We start from the raw sequence: 20,159 nt of genomic DNA, 5'->3' as shown, positions 1-20,159 counted from the left end.
CGATATGCCCCGATGGCCCGATCAGAGTGGTGGTTGGTCTTCGGACTAGTTGTTCCGGCAGCCCGGCACGTTGAGGTCACGGCAGAAGACGCCGGCCGCACCGCCGATGACGGCACCGGTCGCCATGCTGCCGCCGGTCGCACCGGCGATGGCCGCGCCGCCGACGGCGCCCGCGACACCGCGCTGGGTGTCGTTCTGAAGGCAACCGGAGAGCGAGACGGCAATTGCCAACACGGCCGTGATCTTGAGCAGTCGCATGTTTCAATGCCTCCATTGAACTGGGTTCCAGGCATTGACATAGCCCGCGCCGCGGCGGCTGCAAAGGCGCAGATGCGTGTGCGGGCCGGGCCGGCGGAGCCTTGCCTATGTGACGGGCGGCGGAAAAATGGCCCGACCCGCGAAGGGCCGGGCCAAGGAAAGGGGAAAGGGTAACGGTCTTGGCAATCCAGAGAAGCGGTCTGGGATGCCTGCTTCTCTACGGCCATCCTGCCCGATCGCTCCTCTCTGTCAAAGCCTGCGGCTTGGGCCCCGCCGGTATGGGCTGAACCCTGCCGTTTCGCGCGGGGCGTGCGCAAATTCATGCCGAGGTTCCGCCCGAAAACGCGGCCGGAAAGCTGACCCGGGCCACTTCCACGTCGATTCTCAGAAGCGCTTCGTAGCTCGACGGATCGAAGGGATCCTCGGCGGGCACCACTTCGCGCCCGAAGAGCCACGACAGGCGGCCTGCGTCAAGGTTGCCGCGTTCGAAGGGCTCCTCGCCGAACTGCTCCCAGAGCGCGGCCATGAAGGCGGCGTCGGCGGCGCGGTCGGTGGGGCGCCGGTCGGCGAAGCGCTGGCGGGCGACGAGTTTCGAGGCGCCCTCCTTCACGTTGGCGCGGCGGATGGTGAACTGGAAGTCGGTGCCGGTCAGCCGGCTGGGAAATCCGCGGTGTTTCTGCATGGTCTCCTCACCAAGGCGGCGCGAAGGCGCAATGGGACGCCTTCAGTTGATAGGCCTCGAAGACCTGGACGACATCGGGCCGGCTTTCGCCGAGCTTCAGGGGTTTCGAGGCGAGCGAGACGATGACCTGATCGACCGTCGCCCCCTTCGCCTTCACCATCGGCCGCGCGACCTTCTCGCAGAGCGTCTTGAGGTCGGCATCGGTATCGGCGCCTTTCTTCAGGTCCGGCGCGAGGAAGCGGAAGCGCGCCACGCGGTCGCCCTTCGCCGCGCCGGGCGCGGGCCAGACCACTTGCATCAGGCTGACCTGCAGCCCGGAGGGCAGCTTCGGCAGCGCCGTCGCGGCGGCAAGCGCCAGCGGGGCCAGGGCCACAAGGCCGGGGACGAGAAGGGCGGGGCGGGGGAGCCTCATAGCGGGATGTTGTCGTGCTTCTTCCACGGGTTCTGCTGCTTCTTGCCCTTCAGCGAGGCGAAGGCGCGGCAGACCCGGCGGCGGGTGGAATGGGGGCGGATCACCTCGTCTATGAAGCCGCGCTCGGCCGCGACAAAGGGATTGGCGAAGCGGTCCTCGTAATCCCGGGTGCGACGGGCGATCTTCTCGGCGTCGCCCAGCTCGGCGCGGTGCAGGATCTCGGTCGCTCCCTTGGCGCCCATCACCGCGATCTGGGCCGTGGGCCAGGCGTAGTTGAAATCGCCCCTGAGGTGCTTGGAGGACATGACGTCATAGGCGCCGCCATAGGCCTTGCGGGTGATGACGGTCACTTTCGGCACCGTCGCCTCGCCATAGGCGAAGAGCAGTTTCGCGCCGTGCTTGATGACGCCGCCGTATTCCTGACCCGTGCCCGGAAGGAAGCCCGGCACGTCGACAAGCGTCAGGATCGGGATCTCGAACGCGTCGCAGAAGCGCACGAAGCGCGCCGCCTTGCGCGAGCTGTCGATGTCGAGGCATCCGGCGAGGACCATCGGCTGGTTGGCCACCACGCCGACGGTCGAGCCCTCCAGCCGGATGAAGCCGGTTATGATGTTCTTCGCGAAATCTTCCTGGATCTCGTAGAAGTCGCCCTCGTCGGCGAGCTTCAGGATCAGCTCCTTCATGTCGTAGGGCTGGTTGGGGTTGTCGGGGACGAGAGTGTCGAGGCTCAACTCCAGCCGCGCGGGATCGTCGAAGAAGGGCCGGACGGGCGGCTTCTCGCGGTTCGAGGCGGGCAGGAAGTCGATCAGGCGGCGGACCTCCATCATCGCCTCCATGTCGTCCTGGAAGGCGCCGTCGGCAACGGAGGATTTGCTGGTGTGGGTCTTGGCGCCGCCGAGTTCCTCTGCGGTGACGACCTCGTTCGTGACGGTCTTCACCACGTCGGGGCCGGTGACGAACATGTAGGAGCTGTCGCGGACCATGAAGATGAAGTCGGTCATGGCGGGGGAATAGACCGCGCCGCCGGCGCAGGGGCCCATGATGACGGAGATCTGCGGCACGACGCCCGAGGCCATGATGTTGCGCTGGAAGACCTCGGCGTAGCCTGCGAGCGAGGCCACGCCTTCCTGGATGCGGGCGCCGCCCGAGTCGTTGAGGCCCACGACCGGGGCGCCGTTCTGCACCGCCATGTCCATGATCTTGCATATCTTCTGGGCGTGGGTTTCGGAGAGCGAGCCGCCGAAGACGGTGAAGTCCTGGCTGAAGACATAGACCATGCGGCCGTTGACGGTGCCCCAGCCTGTCACCACGCCGTCGCCGGCCGGGCGGTCCGCCTCCATCCCGAAATCGGTGCAGCGGTGGCGGACGAACATGTCGAACTCCTCGAAGGAGCCCTCGTCCAGCAACAGCTCGATCCGCTCGCGGGCGGTGAGCTTGCCCTTGCCGTGCTGGGCTGTGACGCGGCGTTCGCCGCCGCCCGCGCGGGCGGCTTCGCGGCGTTCCTCCAGCTCTGCCAGGATGTCCTTCATCGGCTCCTCCCGTAACGTCCCCGGGGGCGAGCATATCGGGATGCCGCAGGTGCAGAAAGCAGATTTCGGAAAATTTGCAAATATGTCTGCAAACATACGGTGCGAATTGCAAAGTTGCGCAGGGCCGGCTTGCCCTCGGGCGGCAGGGGAGTATCGTCGCGAAAAACCGACGGAGGGCAAGAATGGACGAGGCAGCGCAGGACGGCGCACCGGTGGGCGAGCTGACGCTCCGCACGCTGGCGATGCCGGCGGACGTCAACGTCAACGGCGACATTTTCGGCGGCTGGGTGCTGAGCCAGATGGACATCGCGGGCGGCATCGTCGCGGGGTCGCGCGCCCGGGGGCGGGTGGCGACGGTGGCGATCGACGCGATGAAGTTCATCCGACCGGTGCATGTGGGCGACGTGCTGTGCATCTATGCGCGGGTCGAGCGCGTCGGGCGGACCTCGATGGGGATCAAGATCGAAGCCTGGGTCCTGCGCGACAGGCTTGGTGCGCGGATGAAGGTGACAGAGGCGAATTTCACCTTCGTGGCGATCGACCAGGCAGGGCGCCCGCGCCCGGTGGACGTCTGAGGGGGAGCAGCCCCGGCCCGAGACAGCGGGCGTAGCCCGCCGGGCCAGCGCCCGTCCGCCCGGACGGATGGGCGATGGCCCTCCTCGGCGCGCGAGGCGGCTCAGGTCAGGTCGAGCGTGAAAAACGCCGAGTTCGGATCGAGCGTGTAGCCCTCGAAGGGCGGGCAGGCGACGAAGCCGGCCCTGGCATAGAGTGCGCGGGCGGCCTCGAATTCCGGCTCCACGCCGGTTTCCAGGTTCAGCCGTTGCCAGCCGGAGGCCCGCGCAAGCCCGATGAGATGGTCGAGCAGCAGCCGGGCGAGGCCCCGGCCGCGCGCCTCCGACAGGATATGCATGGATTTCAGCTCGCCCTGCGGCCCGGAGAGCTGCTTCAGGGCGCCCATGCCGAGGATCGTCCCACCCTCGCGCAGCGTGAAGAAGCGCACCTCGGGCCGGGCGAGGCCGCTGGCGTCGAGCGCGTGCATCGATTCGGGCGGAGAGGTGTCGACCATCAGCTGGAGGTGCCGCGCGAGCAGCGGGGCCACCTCGGGCGCGGTCGGATCGTCGGGCCGGATTTCCAGCAGCGCTTCGGTCATCGCGGCGCCTTCCCTTCCGCCCCGGGGGTCAGTGCGTCCAGACCGTGCGGCGGTCGGTGGCGAAGTTCTCGCCATAGCCGCGCGGGCGGATGTTCTGCTTGCGCTGCTTGGGCTCGAGGACAATGTAGTCGATGCCCTTTTCCTGGGCATAGGCCTCGGCCTCGGCGCGGCTTTCGAAGCGCAGGCGGACCTGCGCCTGGGTGTCGGGCGAGCCGGTCCAGCCCATCAGCGGGTCGATCTCGCGCGGCGTGGCGGGATCGAATTCCAACACCCAGCTGCGGGTCCTGGCCGTGCCGGACTGCATCGCGGTCCTGGCGGGCTGGTAGATGCGGGCGGACATGGGCGAACCTCCGTAGGAAACCAAGCTCTTATCGGGGAAGGCGGGCGGCTGTGCAAGAGCCTCTCGCGGCGGGCGGGCCTAGGCGCGTCGGGGGAGCAGGCCCAGGGCGGCCACCCAAACGCGCTCCACCAGCGCGCCGAGCGGGGCGAGCCGCGCCTCTTGCCGCAGCACGAGGACGACCACCACGAAGGCCATAATGAAGGCGCCGAGGAAGTCGAGCGGGTAGTGGACGCCGACGTAGATCCGCCCCCATGCCACCGCAAGGCCGCCCCAGCGCACCAGCGCGCCGAAGCGGGTCAGCGGCCCGCGCAGGCCGAGGGCGAGGCCCACCGTCCAGACCAGCGTGCCGTGATCGCTGGGGAAGGAGGCGTCGGGGGCGTGATGGATGAGGAGATGCCCGATCCCGGCCATGAAGGGCCGCGGCGCACCGATGAGCCCGCCCAGCATCACGTTCGCCAGAAGTCCGATCGCGGCACAAAGCGCGGCGAGCATCAGGCGGAACCGTGTCTCGGCCGAGCCCATGACCCAGAAGACCGCCATGGCCGCGATCATCAGCCAGACCAGGTCGGAGGCGCAGAACACGGCAAGCGCCCGCAGCACCGGGTTCGGGCTTGCCGATGCGTTGATGAGGTGAAAGAGAAAGAGATTGCCCGGAAATGCCTGTTCCATCGCTGCCTCGCTGTGCCTGGTGGGTCCGGGCTTGCGCCAAGCTTCTCGCCTTCATGAAAGCTTTGCAAGGGCGTCACGAGACTGTCATCCGTCCCCGTTCGCCGCGCCGGGGTTGAATAGGAACAAAAACAGATCAAATCTGGACGAAGCCCCAAGGATTCGCCGATGCCCCATAACAACACCAATGCCCCCGTCACCCGCCCCGAGGTGCTGACCCGGCCGAAGCTGGAGGGCGGGCGGCGGTTCGTCATGTCCTCGCCCTTCAAGCCGGCGGGCGACCAGCCCACCGCCATCGCCGAGCTCGCCTCGGGCGTGATGGCGGGAGAGCGCGACCAGGTGCTCCTGGGCGCGACCGGCACCGGCAAGACCTTCACAATGGCCAAGGTGATCGAGGAGACGCAGCGCCCGGCGATAATCCTGGCGCCCAACAAGACGCTGGCCGCCCAGCTTTACGGAGAGTTCAAGGGCTTCTTCCCGGACAATGCGGTCGAGTATTTCGTCAGCTACTACGACTACTACCAGCCGGAGGCCTACGTGCCTCGGTCGGACACGTATATCGAGAAGGAATCCCAGATCAACGAGCAGATCGACCGGATGCGCCACTCGGCCACCCGGGCTCTGCTGGAGCGGGACGACGTGATCATCGTCGCCTCCGTCTCGTGCATATACGGTATCGGGTCGGTCGAGACCTATTCGGCGATGACGCAGGATCTGATCACCGGGCAGATGTACGACCAGCGGCAGGTGATGGCGGAGCTGGTCGCCCAGCAGTACCGCAGGAACGACCAGGCCTTCGCGCGCGGCTCCTTCCGCGTCCGAGGCGATACGCTGGAGGTCTGGCCTGCCCACCTCGAGGACCGGGCCTGGCGGTTCTCGTTCTTCGGGCCGGAGCTGGAGGCGATCACCGAGTTCGACCCGCTGACCGGCGCCAAGACCGACACGTTCAAGCAGATCCGGATCTACGCGAATTCGCACTACGTTACGCCGCGCCCGACGATGCAGCAGGCGATCAAGGGCATCAAGCTGGAGCTGGCGCAGCGCCTGAAGCAGCTGACCGGGGAGGGCAAGCTGCTGGAGGCCCAGCGGCTGGAGCAGCGCACGAATTTCGACCTGGAGATGCTGGAGGCGACCGGCGTCTGCAACGGGATCGAGAACTATTCGCGCTACCTCACCGGCCGCGCGCCGGGGGAGCCGCCGCCGACGCTGTTCGAGTTCATCCCCGACAACGCCATCGTCTTCGCCGACGAGAGCCACGTCTCTGTTCCCCAGATCGGCGGCATGTACCGGGGCGACTACCGGCGCAAGTTCACGCTGGCCGAGCATGGCTTCCGCCTGCCCTCCTGCATGGACAACCGGCCGCTGAAGTTCGAGGAATGGGACGCGATGCGGCCGCAGAGCGTCTTCGTCTCCGCCACCCCGGCGGCCTGGGAGATGGAGCAGACCGGCGGCGTCTTCACAGAACAGGTGATCCGCCCCACCGGCCTGATCGACCCGATGGTGGAGATCCGCCCGGTCGAGATGCAGGTGGACGATCTACTGGACGAGGTCCGCAAGGTCGCCGCCGCCGGCTTCCGCACGCTCTGCACCACGCTGACCAAGCGGATGGCAGAGGATCTGACCGAATACCTGCACGAGCAGGGCATCCGCGTGCGCTACATGCATTCCGACATCGACACGCTGGAGCGGATCGAGATCCTGCGGGACCTGCGCCTTGGGGCCTTCGACGTGCTGGTGGGGATCAACCTGCTGCGGGAAGGGCTCGACATCCCGGAATGCGGGCTGGTGGCGATCCTCGACGCCGACAAGGAGGGCTTCCTGCGGTCGGAGACCTCGCTGATCCAGACCATCGGGCGCGCGGCGCGGAACGCCGAGGGGCGGGTGATCATGTATGCCGACCGGATCACCGGCTCGATGGAGCGCGCGATGCGCGAGACCGACCGGCGGCGCGAGAAGCAGGTCGCCTATAACGAGGCGCACGGCATCACGCCGCAGACGGTGAAGAAGAACGTCGAGGACGTTCTGGCCGGCCTCTGGGAGGGCGACACCGACATGTCGCGCGTCACGGCCAAGGTCGAGAAGCCGATGGTGGGTCAGAACCTCGCCGCGCATCTCGACGCGCTCCGGGCGCAGATGCGCAAGGCTGCCGAGAACCTGGAATTCGAGGAGGCCGCCCGGCTTCGCGACGAGGTCAAGCGGCTGGAGGCGGTAGAGCTGGCCGTCGCCGACGACCCGCTGGCGCGGCAGGAGGCGGTGCGGGAAGCCGCCGAGGCGGCGGGGGCGTCGCGGGGACGGAGCACGGCCGGGCGGGCCGGGCAGCGGGGTGGAAATAAGCGGCGGGGGAGGTAGGGGGCGCCATCCTCCCAACGCATTCGGCGCGCACCCCCTGCCTTTCGATTGCCCCCGGGTGCGCAATGAATGCGCACCCTACGTGCGCTTGACACCCCGGCCCGGCGGGCCATCCTCCTTCCGATGACATTTCTCCTCCTCCTCGCCTGGGCCTCGCTTGCGCTTGGCCTTGTCTCCGCCCTCTGGATTGCGTTCGACCTGACGCGGCGGCCGCAGCCCATGGGGGTGATGAACGCGGTCTGGCCGCTCTGTGCGCTCTTTGCCGGGCCGGTGCTGCTGGCCTTCTACCAGCGCCACGGGCGGGCGATGCCGGCGGGGGCTGGGCATCATCATCACCATCACGGCGGCGGGCCGTTTCACATCGCGGTCGCCAAGGGGGCGCTGCATTGCGGGGCGGGCTGCACGCTGGGCGATATCCTGGCCGAGGGGCTATCGGCGCGCTTTCCGGGGCTGCTTGCGCCCTTCGGCTATCCCGGGGTGTTCGCGGAGCGGATCTTTGCGGCCTGGGGGCTGGATTTCGTGGTGGCGCTCGCGATCGGGATCGCGTTCCAGTATTTCGCCATCGCACCGATGCGCGGGCTCGGCCCGGTTGAAGGGCTGAAGGAGGCGGCGAAGGCCGATGTCCTCTCGCTCGCCTCCTGGCAGGTGGGGATGTACGGGCTGATGGCACTGGCCCGCTTCGCCGTGCTCGGCCGGCCGCTGGAGCCGGATACAGCCGTCTTCTGGTTTGCCATGCAGTTTGCCATGATCGCCGGGTTCGTCACAGCCTATCCGACGAACTGGGCCCTGATCCGGGCAGGGATCAAGGAGGCGATGTAGCCCCGCCTCAGAAGAAGGACGAGGGCGGCCCTCCGCAGGCGGCAAGTGCCAGGAGTGCCCCTATCGCGACGATCAACTTCAGACGCATGTCTTGCTTCCCCTCAATCTTCCGGAGGCCACCCTAGGGCCGCCGCACCGAAGGATCAACGGGGGCGGTCGCCCTGTCGTGCCGATCCTGCGGGCCTGCCGGATGGGCGACGGAATCGCTGCGCTGCGGCGTGACATTATAAGTCACGGCCGCGTGATCGGCCGATTGGAAACCAAGAAAGAGGAGAGTGAAATGCGCCGTCTGTTCAGTCTCACAACCGCCGCGCTGTTGCTGAGCGGCGTGGCCGCCTTCGCGCAGACGGGCCTCGGCCCGATCTACCGGGCGCTGCAACAGCAGGGGTTCACCCAGATGCAGACCTACCGGGAGCAGAACCGGTTGCGTGTCGTCGCCCAGCGGGGCGAGGATCTGCGCCAGTTGGTCTATGACGCCCGGACCGGCACGCTTCTGTGGGACAGCATGAACCCGGACCGCGACCGGACGCAGGACCGCATCTACCTGAAGACGCGGGACCAGCTTCGGACCCAGGATCAGCTGCTGCTGCGGGATCAGGACATGACCCAGGATCAGGACATGACCCGGGATCAGGACCGCACCCGCGATCCCGCCAGCCATTAGGGCCGGCGAAGGCCGGATCTGAATGAACGAAGCGCCCGCCCCGGTTCCGCCGGGGCGGGCTTTTTCGGGCCGGGTCAGGGGTCGTTCAAAAATGGTTTAATAATTAAACCATCACCTCGAACCGGTCGACATCGACCATGCCGTGATCGGTGATCTTCAGATGCGGGATCACCGGCAGGGCGAGGAAGGCGAGCTGGAGGAACGGCTCTTCCAGCGTGACATCGAGGCCCCTGGCCGCCGCGCGCAGCTTGCGGAGCGCGGCTTCGACCGTCTCGAAACTGTCGAGCGACATGAGGCCCGCGACCGGCAGGGCGACCTCTGCCAGCACCTCGCCGCCGGCGGCCACCACGAAGCCGCCCTCGATCTCGCCCAGCCGGTTCGCGGCCAGCGCCATGTCGACGTAATCGACGCCGACCACGGCGATGTTGTGGTGGTCGTGGCAGACGGTGGAGGCGATGGCGCCGCGGGTCAGGCCGAAGCCGCGCACGAAGCCGGTGGCGATGTTGCCGTTCACGCCGTGCCGCTCGATCACCCCGATCTTGACGAGGTCGCGGGTGGGGTCGGGGCGCTTGTCGCCGTCGAGGGGTTCTATGGTCTCGGTCAGGTGTTCGGTGATGATCTTGCCAGGCAGGATGCCGATCACAGGGGTTTCGGCGCGGTTGCCGGCGGTGCGGAAGTCCTCGGCCGCGACGCGGCGGGCCTTCACCGAATGGCGGGCGACGGGGGGCAGGATCTCGCGCCGGGCGAAGGCCTCTGGTTCGGCCACGACGCCGCCGCAGATCACCGTGCGGGCGTGGCAGCCCTCGAGGCTGTCGAGGATGGCGATGTCGGCGCGCTTGCCCGGCGCGATGAGGCCGCGGTCCTTCAAGCCGAAGGCCTCGGCCGCGGAGAGGCTCGCGGCGCGGTAGGTGGCCAGCGGGGATGCGCCTCGGGCGATGGCGGTACGGATGACGTAGTCGAGATGCCCGTGCTCGGCGATGTCGAGCGGGTTCCGGTCGTCTGTGCAGAAGCAGATGTAGGGCGAATGGCGTTCGGTGATGATCCCTGTCAGCGCCTTCAGGTCCTTCGACACGGAGCCTTCGCGGATCAGCACGCGCATGCCCTTGCGGAGCTTTTCGAGGGCCTCGGGGGCCGATGTCGCCTCGTGCTCCGTTCGGATGCCGGCGGCGACATAGGCATTGAGGTCCCGGCCGGAGAGGAGCGGGCAGTGGCCGTCGATATGGCGCCCGCGCCAGGCCTCGAGCTTGGCCATTGCGCCGGGGTCGCGGTGGATGACGCCGGGGTAGTTCATGAACTCGGCGAGGCCGATGGAGCGGGGATGGTCGCGGTAGGGGATCAGGTCCGCCGCTTCCAGCCGGGCGCCGGTAGTCTCCATATGCGTGGAGGGCACGCAGGAGGAGAGCTGGACGCGGATGTCCATCACCGTGCGGGCGGAGGCCTCAAGGAAATAGTCGATGCCGGTCAGGCCGCAGACATTGGCAATCTCATGCGGGTCGCAGATCGCCGTGGTGACGCCGCGGGGGGTGACGCAGCGGTCGAACTCGAACGGGGTGACCATCGAGCTTTCGATATGGAGGTGCGTGTCGATGAAGCCCGGGACGAGTACGGCCCCGCTGGCGTCGATCTCGCGTTCGCCCTCGTAGCCCGTCTCGAAGACGCCGACGATGGTGTCGCCAAGGATCGCCACGTCGGATTCTACCAGCTCTCCGGTCACGAGGTCGAAGACCCGTCCGCCGCGGATCACCAGATCCGCCGGAACCTCGCCCCGAGCTGCCGCGATGATCCGATCGAGTTCCGCCATTGCCTTCTCCTTCGCATTTTGCGCAGAGAAGACCGTATGTGCGGCCCGGCGTCCAGCCCCCGGGCGGGGAAAGGCCGCAGGGCCGCGGCGCGCGCCGTCAGCCCTTGGCCTTGCCGTCCTTGGTCTTGCCGGCCCCGGCTTCCAGCGCGTCGAGACGGGCCTTCAGGGCCTCGTTCTCCTCGCGGGCCTTCTGGGCCATGGCGCGGACCGCGTCGAATTCCTCGCGGGTGACGAAGTCGCGGTCGGCGAGCCAGCGGTCCATCCAGCCCTTCATCGCGGTCTCTGCCTCGGTCCGCGCGCCCTGGGCGACGCCCATGGCGTTGGTCATCAGTTTGGAGAGATCGTCGAACATCTTGCCTCGGGTCTGCATCTGCCGCCTCCGTGCCTTGCGGTTGCCGGTCACGTTCGCCTTATATGGGTGCGGGCGGCAGAGGCACAAGGTTGACTTCGCCGCGCCGCCCGTCACAGGTAGCGCCGAGGAGGCGCCATGTTCAGCCGCGGATACATCCCCTTTCCCAATGTCTCGCCGGACGTGTTCACCGTCCATGTGCTGGGATATGCCTTCTCGCTGCGCTGGTACGCGCTGGCCTATATCTGCGGGCTGCTGATCGGCTGGCGGATCGTGGTGGCGCTGGTCAGGGCGCCCCGGCTCTGGCCGTCGGAGAAGGCGCCGATGGTGCCCCGGCAGGTCGAGGACCTGCTGACATATGTGATCCTCGGCGTCGTCCTCGGCGGGCGGATCGGATACGTGCTGTTCTACGACCTGCCCTATTACATCAAGCATCCGGCGGGGATCTTCGAGGTCTGGCACGGCGGCATGTCGTTCCACGGCGGTTTCCTCGGCGTGGCGCTGGCGCTGGTGCTTTACACGCGGGCGCAGAAGATCCCGCTTCTGTCCGCCGCCGACGCGCTGGCGGTGGCGACGCCGCCGGGGCTGTTCCTGGGCCGGATCGCGAATTTCATCAACGGCGAGCTCTGGGGCCTGCCGAGCCATCTGCCTTGGGCGGTGGCCTTCCCGGGGCCCGAGGCGCAGAATTGCGGGCCGAACTGGCTGACGATCTGCACCCGCCAGCCCTCGCAGATCTACGAGGCGCTGATGGAAGGCGTGATTCTCGGCGCCGTCCTGCTCTGGCTTGCCTGGCGGCGCGGCTGGCTGAAATATCCCGGCCGCGTGGCGGGCGCCTTCTTCGTGGGCTACGGGCTTGCACGCTTCATCGTGGAGTTCTTCCGCCAGGCCGACGCGCAGTTCATCACCGCCACGGATCCGGCGGGCAACGTGATCTCCTTCGGATCGCTCGGCGGGTTCTCCATGGGGCAGGTGCTCTCCCTGCCGATGATCGCGGTGGGGCTCGGCGTGATCTGGTGGACGGTCTGGCGGGCGAAACGGCGGGCGGCCTCGGCCGGGAAGGCGCAAGAAAAGGCGGGGACGTGACGCCGCTCGGCGCGCGGATCGCGCGGCGGATCGCGGCCTCGGGCCCGATGAGCCTGGCCGAGTACATGCAGGACTGCCTGCTTGACCCCGAGCACGGCTATTACGCCACCCGCGACCCGCTGGGCCGGGCGGGCGATTTCACCACGGCGCCAGAGATCTCGCAGATGTTCGGCGAACTGGCGGGGCTGTGCCTCGCCCAGGCCTGGATGGACCAGGGCGCGCCAGCCCCCGTGGTTCTGGCCGAGCCGGGACCCGGGCGGGGGACGCTGATGGCCGACATGCTGCGCGCGACGCGCGGCGTTCCGGGGTTTCACGCCGCGATCCGGGTGCATCTGATCGAGGCCTCGCCGGTGCTGCGCGCGCGCCAGCGCGCGGCGCTGGAGGGATACGAGGTCACCTGGCTCGACACGCTGGCGGAGCTGCCGGAGGCGCCGCTGTTCCTGATGGCGAACGAGTTCTTCGATGCGCTGCCGATCCGCCAGTTCCAGCGCGACACGGCGGGCTGGCGCGAGCGCATGGTCGGGCTGTCGGGCGGGGCGCTGGCCCTTAGCCTGTCGGAGCCTGCGCCGCTGTCCGCGCTGGCCCACAGGCTTGCCGATACCGTGCCAGGCGATGTGGTGGAGCTGTGCCCCGCCGTGCCCGTGCTGATGGGCGAGATCGCGGGGCGGATCGGGCGGCACGGCGGCGCGGCGGTGATCGTCGATTACGGCGGCTGGCATTCGCTGGGCGATACGTTCCAGGCGGTGGCGCGGCACGGCTATGCCGACCCCTTCGCGGCGCCCGGCGAGGCCGACCTGACCGCGCATGTGGATTTCGAGGCGCTGGCCCAGGCCGCCCGCGCGGTGCCGGGCGTCGCCCATACGCCGATGACGGATCAGGGGCTCTGGCTGGAGCGGCTGGGGATCGGTGCGCGTGCGCGGGGCCTTGCCGCCCGGCTTTCGGGCGCGGCACTGGAGGCGCATGTCGCGGCACATCGCCGCTTGACCCATCCAGAGGAAATGGGAAGGGTGTTCCAGGTAATCGCCATCCATCCGTCCGCTGCGGCGCCGCCTCCGGGATTCGCCTGATGACGCTGGAAATCCTGAATGCAGACTGCCTGGGATCCGTCCGCCACGGGTTCTTCACCCGGCGTGGCGGAGCCTCGTCGGGGATATTCGAGGGGCTGAACTGCGGGCCGGGCTCCTCCGACCTTTCCGATGCGGTGGCGATCAACCGCACGCGGGCTGCCACCGCCATGGGGCTTGCGCCGGATCGGATGGTGACGCTGCGGCAGATCCATTCGGCCGAGGTGCTGACGCTCGACGCCCCGCCCGAGGGCCGGCCCGAGGCCGATGCGATGGTCACGCGCGTGCCGGGGCTTGGCCTCGGGATCCTGACGGCGGACTGCCAGCCCGTCCTTTTCGCCGACCCGGAGGCAGGGGTCATCGGCGCGGCCCATGCCGGCTGGCGCGGAGCGCTCGGCGGTGTGCTGGAGGCGACGCTTGACGCGATGGAGGCGCTTGGCGCGACGCGGGCGTCGATCCGCGCCGCGATCGGGCCGACGATCAGCCAGCGTGCTTATGAGGTGGGGCCGGAGTTCCTCGACAGCTTCATGGCCGAGGATCCGGACTATGCCCGCTTCTTCGCCGGCGGCACGGGCGACCGGATGGTGTTCGACCTGCCCTCCTTCGGGCTTCACCGGCTGCGCGAGGCGGGGATCGGCGAGGCCGAATGGATCGGCCATTGCACCTATTCGGATCCGGCGCGGTTCTATTCCTTCCGCCGCGCCACCCATGCGGGCGAGGCCGATTACGGGCGGCTGCTGTCGGTCATCCGGCTCTGACCCCGGCCGGCCGGGCGGACGCATTTCGGCCAAAATCCGAACCGATCCACGAACAATCGTCACCCGCAGGCCGTGAATGTGCCCCAATGCGCGGCGAATTTGGGGGAGCCGCCGGGTGCGCCGGTCTCTGCGCTGCGCCCGGGAACCGGCATGGGAAAGGGAACGGGACCATGAAAAAGACTAGTCGCTGGATGAAGTCGATCCTGGCCGCGAGCGCGGAGCCGCAGCCCGGCCTGCCCTGGCAGCGCGCGACGCGCCGCATGCCGGCGGCCCTTGCGGCCGCACCGAAGGCCAAGCCGGCCGCTGCCGCGAACTGAGCGGCCCGCACGCGCCGAACGGGCCGCCGGGGCGGCACCGCGGAGCGTTTCATCATCACATCGCGCGAGGGTCGGGCACGTGGGGATATGCGCCCTTCGCCCTCTGCGCCCCTAGACAATTACCGCCGATGACCGAGTTTTCGCTGCATCCGATCGTCCCATCCCCCGCCACTGGCCGCCCCTCGCGGCCGCGGGGCGGGGCCTTGCACGCGGCGCCCTCGCCGGCGGCCGGAGCCGGGAGGCCGCTGCCATGAACCGTCCCACAACCGCGGCCGATCTGGACGCCGTAACCGCCGCCGAAACCCCTACCGCGTCCCGGCCCGAGACCGCACCGGATGCAGCACCCGATCCCGCAGCGCGCAGCCGGTCGCGCCCGCTTCTGCGCCGCTACGAGGCGATCTGCCTCGATGCCGAGGGGCAGGAGGTGGAGATCAACCGCCTCGCCCCCGCCTCGTCCTTCTTCGAGAACGCCTTCAACGCGCTTGCCCGCGGCACGCTTCTGGCCACCCCCGACGGTCCTGTGGCGATCGAGGACCTGCGCCCCGGCGACCGGGTCGAGACCGCCGAGGCCGGGACGGAGCAGGTGCTCTGGCGCGGCAATCTCACGCTTTATCCGTTGCGCTCCAGCGGTGCCGGGCGGCCCGACCGACTTTACCGTTTCACCGCCGATGCGCTGGGCTTCGGCCGGCCGATGCAGGATTTGCTGCTTGGCCCCGGGGCGCGGGTCTGGTCGGCGCGGAAGGGGGATTTCCTGCCGGCGGAGGTGCTGGTCGATGGCGACACGGTGGTGGAGCTGACGCCGCAGACGCCGGTATCGGCCTATCACCTCTGCCTGTCGAGCGGGCGGACGCTGCTGGCCAATGGCGTGGCCTTCCGCAGCTTCTCGCCCGACATCACCGCTGCGGGGCACCTGTCGCCGGATCTTCTGTCGCTTTTCCTTGCGCTGTTTCCGAACGCGGAGAGGCTGCACGAGTTCGAGGCCTTGCCGAAGCCGCGCCGCCCCGGCCCGGTCCCACCCGGCCACCGCATCGCCGTGGCCTGAGCCGAAGTGGTCTGAGCCGAAGTACTCTGAGCCGCCCTGGCTCAGCTGCCGCGGCTGACCCGGTCCTCCAGAACGTCGAAGGGCACGCCCGGCTGGTCCTTGGCGCAGCGGATGACGAGGCTTGTCTTCACCGAGGCGACGTTCTCGGCCGAGGTGAGCTGCTCGGTCAGGAAGGTCTGGAAGGTGGACAGGTCCGGCGCCACGCATTTCAGGATGAAGTCGATCTCGCCGTTGAGCATGTGGCACTCGCGCACCAGCGGCCATTCCTTGCAGCGGCGCTCGAAAGCGGAGAGGTCGACTTCGGCCTGGGAATGCAGGCGGACCATGGCGAAAACCTGGACCTCGAAGCCCAGCTCGCGCGGATCGATATTGGCGTGGTAGCCGCGTATGTAGCCGGCTTCCTCCAGCGTGCGGACCCGGCGCAGGCAGGGGGGTGCAGAGATGCCGACGCGGCGGGCCAGCTCGACATTGGTCATTCGGCCATCGGCCTGCAACTCCGCCAGAATCTTGCGGTCGATCGGATCTAGTTTGGTCGCGCTCATGCTGTGTCCTTCGTCCTGAGCAGGAACTTACGCAATAGCTGCGTCTCGCGCAATATTATTTCAATACCGCGCAATATTTCGACGCATACTCACGGTGTTTTGCCGCTCGGGCGGGGCGGAGCCCTGCCGCCGCATGGGGCTTTCCCCGGCGCCGCGCGGGCCCTATATCGGGGCTGGCAAGCGAATGCGAGAGCGAAGATGGGGGCGGCGATGGGCGAGACGCGTCATAGCAAGGTATTGATCATCGGGTCCGGGCCGGCGGGCTACACGGCGGCGGTCTACGCCTCGCGCGCGATGCTGGAGCCGGTGCTGGTGCAGGGGATCCAGCCGGGCGGGCAGCTGACGATCACCACCGAGGTCGAGAACTGGCCCGGCGACACCGAAGTGCAGGGCCCCGACCTCATGGTTCGGATGGAGGCCCATGCGGCGGCGATGGGCGCCGAGGTGGTGGGCGACATCATCACGTCGCTCGACCTTTCGCATCGTCCGTTCACGGCGAAGGGCGACAGTGGCACGACCTATACCGCCGATGCGGTGATCCTGGCGACCGGGGCCCAGGCCAAGTGGCTGGGCCTGCCGAGCGAGGAGAAGTTCAAGGGCTTTGGCGTCTCCGCCTGCGCGACCTGCGACGGCTTCTTCTACCGCGGCAAGGAGGTCGTGGTGATCGGCGGCGGCAACACCGCGGTCGAGGAGGCGCTGTTCCTGACCAATTTCGCCTCGAAGGTCACGCTGATCCACCGGCGCGACACGCTGCGGGCCGAGAAGATCCTGCAGCACCGGGCGGAGAACAATCCCAAGCTCTCCTTCGCCTGGAACAAGACGGTGGAGGAGATCCTTGGCGCCGAGGACCCGCTGGGCGTCACCGGCGTGCGGGTGAAGGACACGCTTACGGGCGAGGTCAGCACCATCCCCTGCGACGGCTTCTTCGTGGCGATCGGCCACGCCCCGGCCTCGGAGCTGGTGAAGGACCAGCTGGAGCTGCATCACGGCGGCTATGTGAAGGTGGAGCCCGGCTCCACCCGCACCTCGATTCCCGGCGTGTTCGCCGCGGGCGACCTGACCGACCATGTCTACCGTCAGGCGGTGACCTCGGCCGGGATGGGCTGCATGGCCGCGCTCGACGCCGAGCGCTGGCTGGCGGAACAAGCGGCGGTGCCGGAGGCGGCCGCGGCGGAATAATATCCCGGGCTGCGGCGATGGGCCGGGAACTGGTCCGTATTTGCGGTTGCAGAATGGGGTTCGCTTGAATTTCGTCCCGGTTTCCGGCTAAAGCCGCGCCGGGCAAGGCCCCATCCGCAGCTGACGAAAGCCGAGACCTCATGTCGAATGCCAATCACGCCCCGATCCCGGAGCTCTACGTTTCCTACGAGTCTGCCCAGAAGCTGAAGGTCGAGGCCGGCGAGCTGCCGTCCTGGGATCTGACCCAGCGGCAGGTCTGCGACCTGGAGCTGTTGATGAACGGGGGGTTCCACCCGCTCAAGGGCTTCATGACCGAAGCCGATTACGACGGCGTGCTGGACGACATGCGGCTGGCCTCCGGCGCGCTGTGGCCGATGCCGATCAACCTCGATGTCTCGGAGGCCTTCGCCGAGAAGGTGGAGCCGGGGCAGGATATCGCGCTGCGCGACGCCGAGGGCGTGATCCTGGCGATCCTCTCGGTCACCGACAAATGGGTGCCAGACAAGGCGCGCGAGGCGGTGGCCGTCTTCGGCGCGGATGACCTGGCGCACCCGTCGGTCAACTACCTGCACCACACTGCCGGCAAGGTCTATCTGGGTGGGCCGGTCACCGGCATCCAGCCGCCGGTGCATTACGATTTCCGCGGCCGCCGCGACACGCCGAACGAGCTGCGCGCCTTCTTCCGCAAGCTTGGCTGGCGCCGTGTCGTGGCCTTCCAGACGCGCAATCCGCTGCACCGCGCGCATCAGGAACTGACCTTCCGCGCCGCGCGCGAGGCGCAGGCGAACCTGCTGATCCACCCGGTCGTCGGCATGACGAAACCCGGTGACGTGGACCATTTCACCCGGGTGCGCTGCTACGAGGCGGTTCTGGACAAGTATCCGCAGTCGACCACGCACCTGTCGCTGCTGAACCTGGCCATGCGGATGGGCGGGCCGCGCGAGGCGCTGTGGCATGCGATCATCCGCAAGAACCACGGCATCACCCATTTCATCGTCGGCCGCGACCATGCGGGCCCCGGCAAGAACTCCGCCGGCGAGGATTTCTACGGCCCCTACGACGCGCAGGAAATGGTGCTGAAGCACCAGGAAGAGATCGGGATCGAGGTCGTGCCGTTCAAGCACATGGTCTACGTGCAGGAGCGGGCGCAGTATTTCCCGGTGGACGAGGTGCCGGAAGGCACGACCGTCCTCAACATCTCGGGCACCGAGCTGAGGCGGCGGCTGCGCGAGGGGCTGGAGATCCCGGAGTGGTTCTCGTTCCCCGAGGTGGTGGAGGAGCTGCGCCGCACCTCTCCGCCGCGGGCGCAGCAGGGCTTCACGGTGTTCTTCACCGGGCTGTCGGGCTCCGGCAAGTCGACCATCGCCAATGCGCTGATGGTGAAGCTGATGGAGATGGGCGGGCGGCCGGTGACGCTGCTCGACGGCGACGTGGTGCGCAAGCACCTGTCGTCGGAACTCGGGTTCTCCAAGGAACACCGCGACATCAACATCCGCCGGATCGGCTATGTCGCGAGCGAGATCACCAAGAACGGCGGCATCGCGCTCTGCGCCCCGATCGCGCCCTATTCGGCGACGCGGCGGTCGGTGCGGGAGATGATCGAGGCCTATGGCGCCTTCGTCGAGGTGCATGTGGCCACGAGCCTTGAGGAATGCGAGCGGCGCGACCGCAAGGGGCTCTACAAGCTCGCCCGCGAGGGCAAGATCAAGGAGTTCACCGGGATCTCGGACCCCTACGAGGCGCCGGGTACGCCGGAGCTGCGGGTCGACACCGAGGGCATGGACGTCGATACCTGCGCCCATCAGGTGGTGCTCAAGCTCGAGCAGATGGGGCTGATCGCGGGGTAGGGCTCGGCCCTTGGCCCGAAACAGCGGGCGAAGCCCGCCGGGCCAGCGCCCGTCCGTTCCCAAGGGCGGGCGCTGACCCTCTGCCGCGCCTCGGTGCCTACTTCTCGCCGGGGCGGATCATCTCGAACGTCTCGGTCACCACGGCGAAGTCGCGGTAGCCGAGGCGGCTGACCGGGTGGAAGCGGGTGACGTCGAAACGGCCGTCGACGATGCAGTCGTCGCGCATGTGAACCCCCGTCACCTCGCCAATCACCAGGAAGTTCGCCTTGCCGAGGAGCTGCACCACCTGCACCAGCCGGCATTCGAGGCTCGCCGGCGCGTTGGCGACGCGCGAGCAGGCGATGGTCTCGCAGGCGGCTTTCGCAATGCCGGCATCGGCGAACTCGTCGGTCGTCTTCGGCCAGGGGCCGGAGGTGCGGTTCATCGCCTCGCATGCCGCCTCTTCAACGATATTGACGCAGAAGACGCCGGTTTCCTCGATATTCGACAGGCTGTCCTTGCCGCGCGGTCGATCCGGCTTGGTGCTGGTCGAGGAGAAGATCACCTGCGGCGGGGTATAGGCCACGGCGTTGAAGAAGGAATAGGGGGCGAGGTTCTCGGACCCGTCCGCGCCGCGGGTGGCGATCCAGCCGATCGGGCGCGGCGCGACGATGGCGTTGAACGGGTTGTGGGGCAGGCCGTGGCCGTCGGCGGGGCGATAGAACATGAAGGCTCCTGATCCAATTTGCCCCTGACCTAGGGCCATGTTACCCGCGTTTCCAGAAGATTCGGCCCGGAGGGAACGGGGGGCATGTACCAGCTCGAGGAGGAGACCGAGGCCGACGCTTGGGAGGTCGAGGCGCTCTATGATCTCTGTTTCGCACCGGGCCGCACGGCGCTTTCCTCCTACCGGCTGCGCGACGGGGTGGAGAAGGTCCGCGAGCTGTGCCTGGTCCTGCGCGAGGACGGGGTGCTGGCGGCGGCGATCCGGTTCTGGCCGGTGCGGGTGGCGGGGCATCCGGTTCTGCTTCTGGGGCCCGTCGCGGTTCACCCGACGCGGCAGGGCGAGGGGCTGGGCGGATACCTGATCCATGAAAGCCTCGCCGAGGCGCGCCGGCTCGGCTGGGCGCGGGTGATGCTGGTGGGTGATGCGCCCTATTACAGCCGCTTCGGCTTCCGCAGGCTCGAGGGTGTGATCATGCCGCCGCCGACCAACCCGGCCCGGGTTCTGGGGTTCGAGCTGGCCTCCGGCGCCTGGGCGGGCATCACGGGCGAGGTGCGCGCCTGGAACGATCCCGAGGGCCCAGATCGCGGAGCGGCCTGAGGCGC

23 protein-coding genes are annotated in these 20,159 nt (G+C 68.3%); 12 read left to right on the top strand and 11 right to left on the bottom strand.

Features of this window, described 5'->3' with window-relative positions:
• Window positions 1-45: 45 nt before the first annotated feature.
• The 4 genes from EIP85_RS08535 to EIP85_RS08520 all read right to left on the bottom strand — a co-directional run bounded on the left by EIP85_RS08535 (window position 46) and on the right by EIP85_RS08520 (window position 2,881).
• Complete coding sequence (locus EIP85_RS08535; protein ID WP_127901753.1) at window positions 46-258, bottom strand: hypothetical protein; 213 nt, start codon at window positions 256-258, stop codon at window positions 46-48.
• A gap of 319 nt (window positions 259-577) precedes the next feature.
• Window positions 578-940, bottom strand: coding sequence for a hypothetical protein (locus tag EIP85_RS08530; protein ID WP_127901752.1), 363 nt, complete (start codon window positions 938-940; stop codon window positions 578-580).
• 7 nt (window positions 941-947) lie between these two features.
• Window positions 948-1,352, bottom strand: a complete 405-nt coding sequence (locus EIP85_RS08525; protein WP_127901751.1) for a DUF6497 family protein — start codon at window positions 1,350-1,352, stop codon at window positions 948-950.
• Window positions 1,349-2,881: an acyl-CoA carboxylase subunit beta gene (locus tag EIP85_RS08520; RefSeq protein WP_127901750.1), complete on the bottom strand. Its 1,533-nt coding sequence runs from the start codon at window positions 2,879-2,881 to the stop codon at window positions 1,349-1,351. The genes EIP85_RS08525 and EIP85_RS08520 overlap by 4 nt, the downstream gene beginning before the upstream one ends.
• Before the next feature lie 182 nt (window positions 2,882-3,063).
• Here EIP85_RS08520 and EIP85_RS08515 point away from each other — a divergent pair, with 182 nt between their 5' ends.
• On the top strand, window positions 3,064-3,456 hold the full coding sequence (locus EIP85_RS08515; protein ID WP_127901749.1) for an acyl-CoA thioesterase: 393 nt from the start codon (window positions 3,064-3,066) through the stop codon (window positions 3,454-3,456).
• Between the two features lie 101 nt (window positions 3,457-3,557).
• Here EIP85_RS08515 and EIP85_RS08510 read toward each other — a convergent pair whose 3' ends face one another.
• From EIP85_RS08510 to EIP85_RS08500, 3 genes are all read right to left on the bottom strand, one after another.
• Entirely contained in the window at window positions 3,558-4,031 is a 474-nt protein-coding gene (locus tag EIP85_RS08510; protein WP_127901748.1) for a GNAT family N-acetyltransferase, read from the bottom strand.
• Window positions 4,032-4,059: 28 nt separating this feature from the next.
• Window positions 4,060-4,371, bottom strand: a complete 312-nt coding sequence (locus EIP85_RS08505; RefSeq protein WP_127901747.1) for an ETC complex I subunit — start codon at window positions 4,369-4,371, stop codon at window positions 4,060-4,062.
• Between the two features lie 78 nt (window positions 4,372-4,449).
• A complete protein-coding gene (locus EIP85_RS08500) occupies window positions 4,450-5,040 on the bottom strand; it encodes an undecaprenyl-diphosphatase (protein WP_127901746.1) in 591 nt (196 codons plus the stop codon).
• A 165-nt stretch (window positions 5,041-5,205) separates the two neighbouring features.
• Here EIP85_RS08500 and uvrB point away from each other — a divergent pair, with 165 nt between their 5' ends.
• The 3 genes from uvrB to EIP85_RS08485 all read left to right on the top strand — a co-directional run bounded on the left by uvrB (window position 5,206) and on the right by EIP85_RS08485 (window position 8,869).
• The gene (uvrB, locus tag EIP85_RS08495) at window positions 5,206-7,386 is read left to right on the top strand and encodes an excinuclease ABC subunit UvrB (protein ID WP_127901745.1); all 2,181 of its coding nucleotides are present in this window, start codon (window positions 5,206-5,208) and stop codon (window positions 7,384-7,386) included.
• A 123-nt stretch (window positions 7,387-7,509) separates the two neighbouring features.
• Window positions 7,510-8,205: a DUF4396 domain-containing protein gene (locus tag EIP85_RS08490; RefSeq protein ID WP_127901744.1), complete on the top strand. Its 696-nt coding sequence runs from the start codon at window positions 7,510-7,512 to the stop codon at window positions 8,203-8,205.
• 280 nt (window positions 8,206-8,485) lie between these two features.
• On the top strand, window positions 8,486-8,869 hold the full coding sequence (locus tag EIP85_RS08485; protein WP_127901743.1) for a hypothetical protein: 384 nt from the start codon (window positions 8,486-8,488) through the stop codon (window positions 8,867-8,869).
• Between the two features lie 103 nt (window positions 8,870-8,972).
• Here EIP85_RS08485 and ade read toward each other — a convergent pair whose 3' ends face one another.
• Window positions 8,973-10,670, bottom strand: coding sequence for an adenine deaminase (gene ade / locus EIP85_RS08480; RefSeq protein ID WP_127901742.1), 1,698 nt, complete (start codon window positions 10,668-10,670; stop codon window positions 8,973-8,975).
• 97 nt (window positions 10,671-10,767) lie between these two features.
• Entirely contained in the window at window positions 10,768-11,040 is a 273-nt protein-coding gene (locus tag EIP85_RS08475; protein ID WP_127901741.1) for an accessory factor UbiK family protein, read from the bottom strand.
• A gap of 117 nt (window positions 11,041-11,157) precedes the next feature.
• Between EIP85_RS08475 and lgt the strand changes: the two genes are divergently transcribed.
• From lgt to EIP85_RS08455, 5 genes are all read left to right on the top strand, one after another.
• Window positions 11,158-12,102: a prolipoprotein diacylglyceryl transferase gene (gene lgt / locus EIP85_RS08470; RefSeq protein ID WP_127901740.1), complete on the top strand. Its 945-nt coding sequence runs from the start codon at window positions 11,158-11,160 to the stop codon at window positions 12,100-12,102.
• The gene (locus EIP85_RS08465; RefSeq protein ID WP_241559930.1) at window positions 12,099-13,169 is read left to right on the top strand and encodes a class I SAM-dependent methyltransferase; all 1,071 of its coding nucleotides are present in this window, start codon (window positions 12,099-12,101) and stop codon (window positions 13,167-13,169) included. The genes lgt and EIP85_RS08465 overlap by 4 nt, the downstream gene beginning before the upstream one ends.
• Complete coding sequence (gene pgeF / locus EIP85_RS08460) at window positions 13,169-13,924, top strand: peptidoglycan editing factor PgeF (protein WP_127901739.1); 756 nt, start codon at window positions 13,169-13,171, stop codon at window positions 13,922-13,924. Before EIP85_RS08465 ends, pgeF begins: the two co-directional genes overlap by 1 nt.
• A 170-nt stretch (window positions 13,925-14,094) precedes the next feature.
• Complete coding sequence (locus EIP85_RS22760) at window positions 14,095-14,241, top strand: hypothetical protein (protein ID WP_164871679.1); 147 nt, start codon at window positions 14,095-14,097, stop codon at window positions 14,239-14,241.
• Between the two features lie 250 nt (window positions 14,242-14,491).
• On the top strand, window positions 14,492-15,283 hold the full coding sequence (locus tag EIP85_RS08455) for a Hint domain-containing protein (RefSeq protein ID WP_127901738.1): 792 nt from the start codon (window positions 14,492-14,494) through the stop codon (window positions 15,281-15,283).
• 41 nt (window positions 15,284-15,324) lie between these two features.
• Here the strand turns inward: EIP85_RS08455 and EIP85_RS08450 are convergent, their stop codons facing one another.
• Window positions 15,325-15,825, bottom strand: coding sequence for an Lrp/AsnC family transcriptional regulator (locus EIP85_RS08450; protein WP_127901737.1), 501 nt, complete (start codon window positions 15,823-15,825; stop codon window positions 15,325-15,327).
• A 210-nt stretch (window positions 15,826-16,035) separates the two neighbouring features.
• Here EIP85_RS08450 and trxB point away from each other — a divergent pair, with 210 nt between their 5' ends.
• The gene (gene trxB, locus EIP85_RS08445; protein WP_127901736.1) at window positions 16,036-17,004 is read left to right on the top strand and encodes a thioredoxin-disulfide reductase; all 969 of its coding nucleotides are present in this window, start codon (window positions 16,036-16,038) and stop codon (window positions 17,002-17,004) included.
• 140 nt (window positions 17,005-17,144) lie between these two features.
• Complete coding sequence (locus EIP85_RS08440; RefSeq protein WP_127901735.1) at window positions 17,145-18,851, top strand: bifunctional sulfate adenylyltransferase/adenylylsulfate kinase; 1,707 nt, start codon at window positions 17,145-17,147, stop codon at window positions 18,849-18,851.
• Between the two features lie 97 nt (window positions 18,852-18,948).
• Here the strand turns inward: EIP85_RS08440 and EIP85_RS08435 are convergent, their stop codons facing one another.
• Window positions 18,949-19,557 carry a flavin reductase family protein gene (locus tag EIP85_RS08435; RefSeq protein WP_127901734.1) on the bottom strand — a complete coding sequence of 203 codons (609 nt, stop codon included), beginning with the start codon at window positions 19,555-19,557 and terminating at the stop codon, window positions 18,949-18,951.
• Between the two features lie 84 nt (window positions 19,558-19,641).
• Here EIP85_RS08435 and EIP85_RS08430 point away from each other — a divergent pair, with 84 nt between their 5' ends.
• On the top strand, window positions 19,642-20,154 hold the full coding sequence (locus EIP85_RS08430; protein ID WP_127901733.1) for a GNAT family N-acetyltransferase: 513 nt from the start codon (window positions 19,642-19,644) through the stop codon (window positions 20,152-20,154).
• The last annotated feature ends 5 nt before the right edge of the window (window positions 20,155-20,159 follow it).

It is taken from the genome of Solirhodobacter olei, assembly GCF_004010155.1.
In the GTDB taxonomy this organism is placed as follows: Bacteria; Pseudomonadota; Alphaproteobacteria; order Rhodobacterales; family Rhodobacteraceae; genus Solirhodobacter; species Solirhodobacter olei.
Note: the sequence above shows the minus strand (reverse complement) of the source record. Positions and strands in the feature narration are given on the sequence as shown.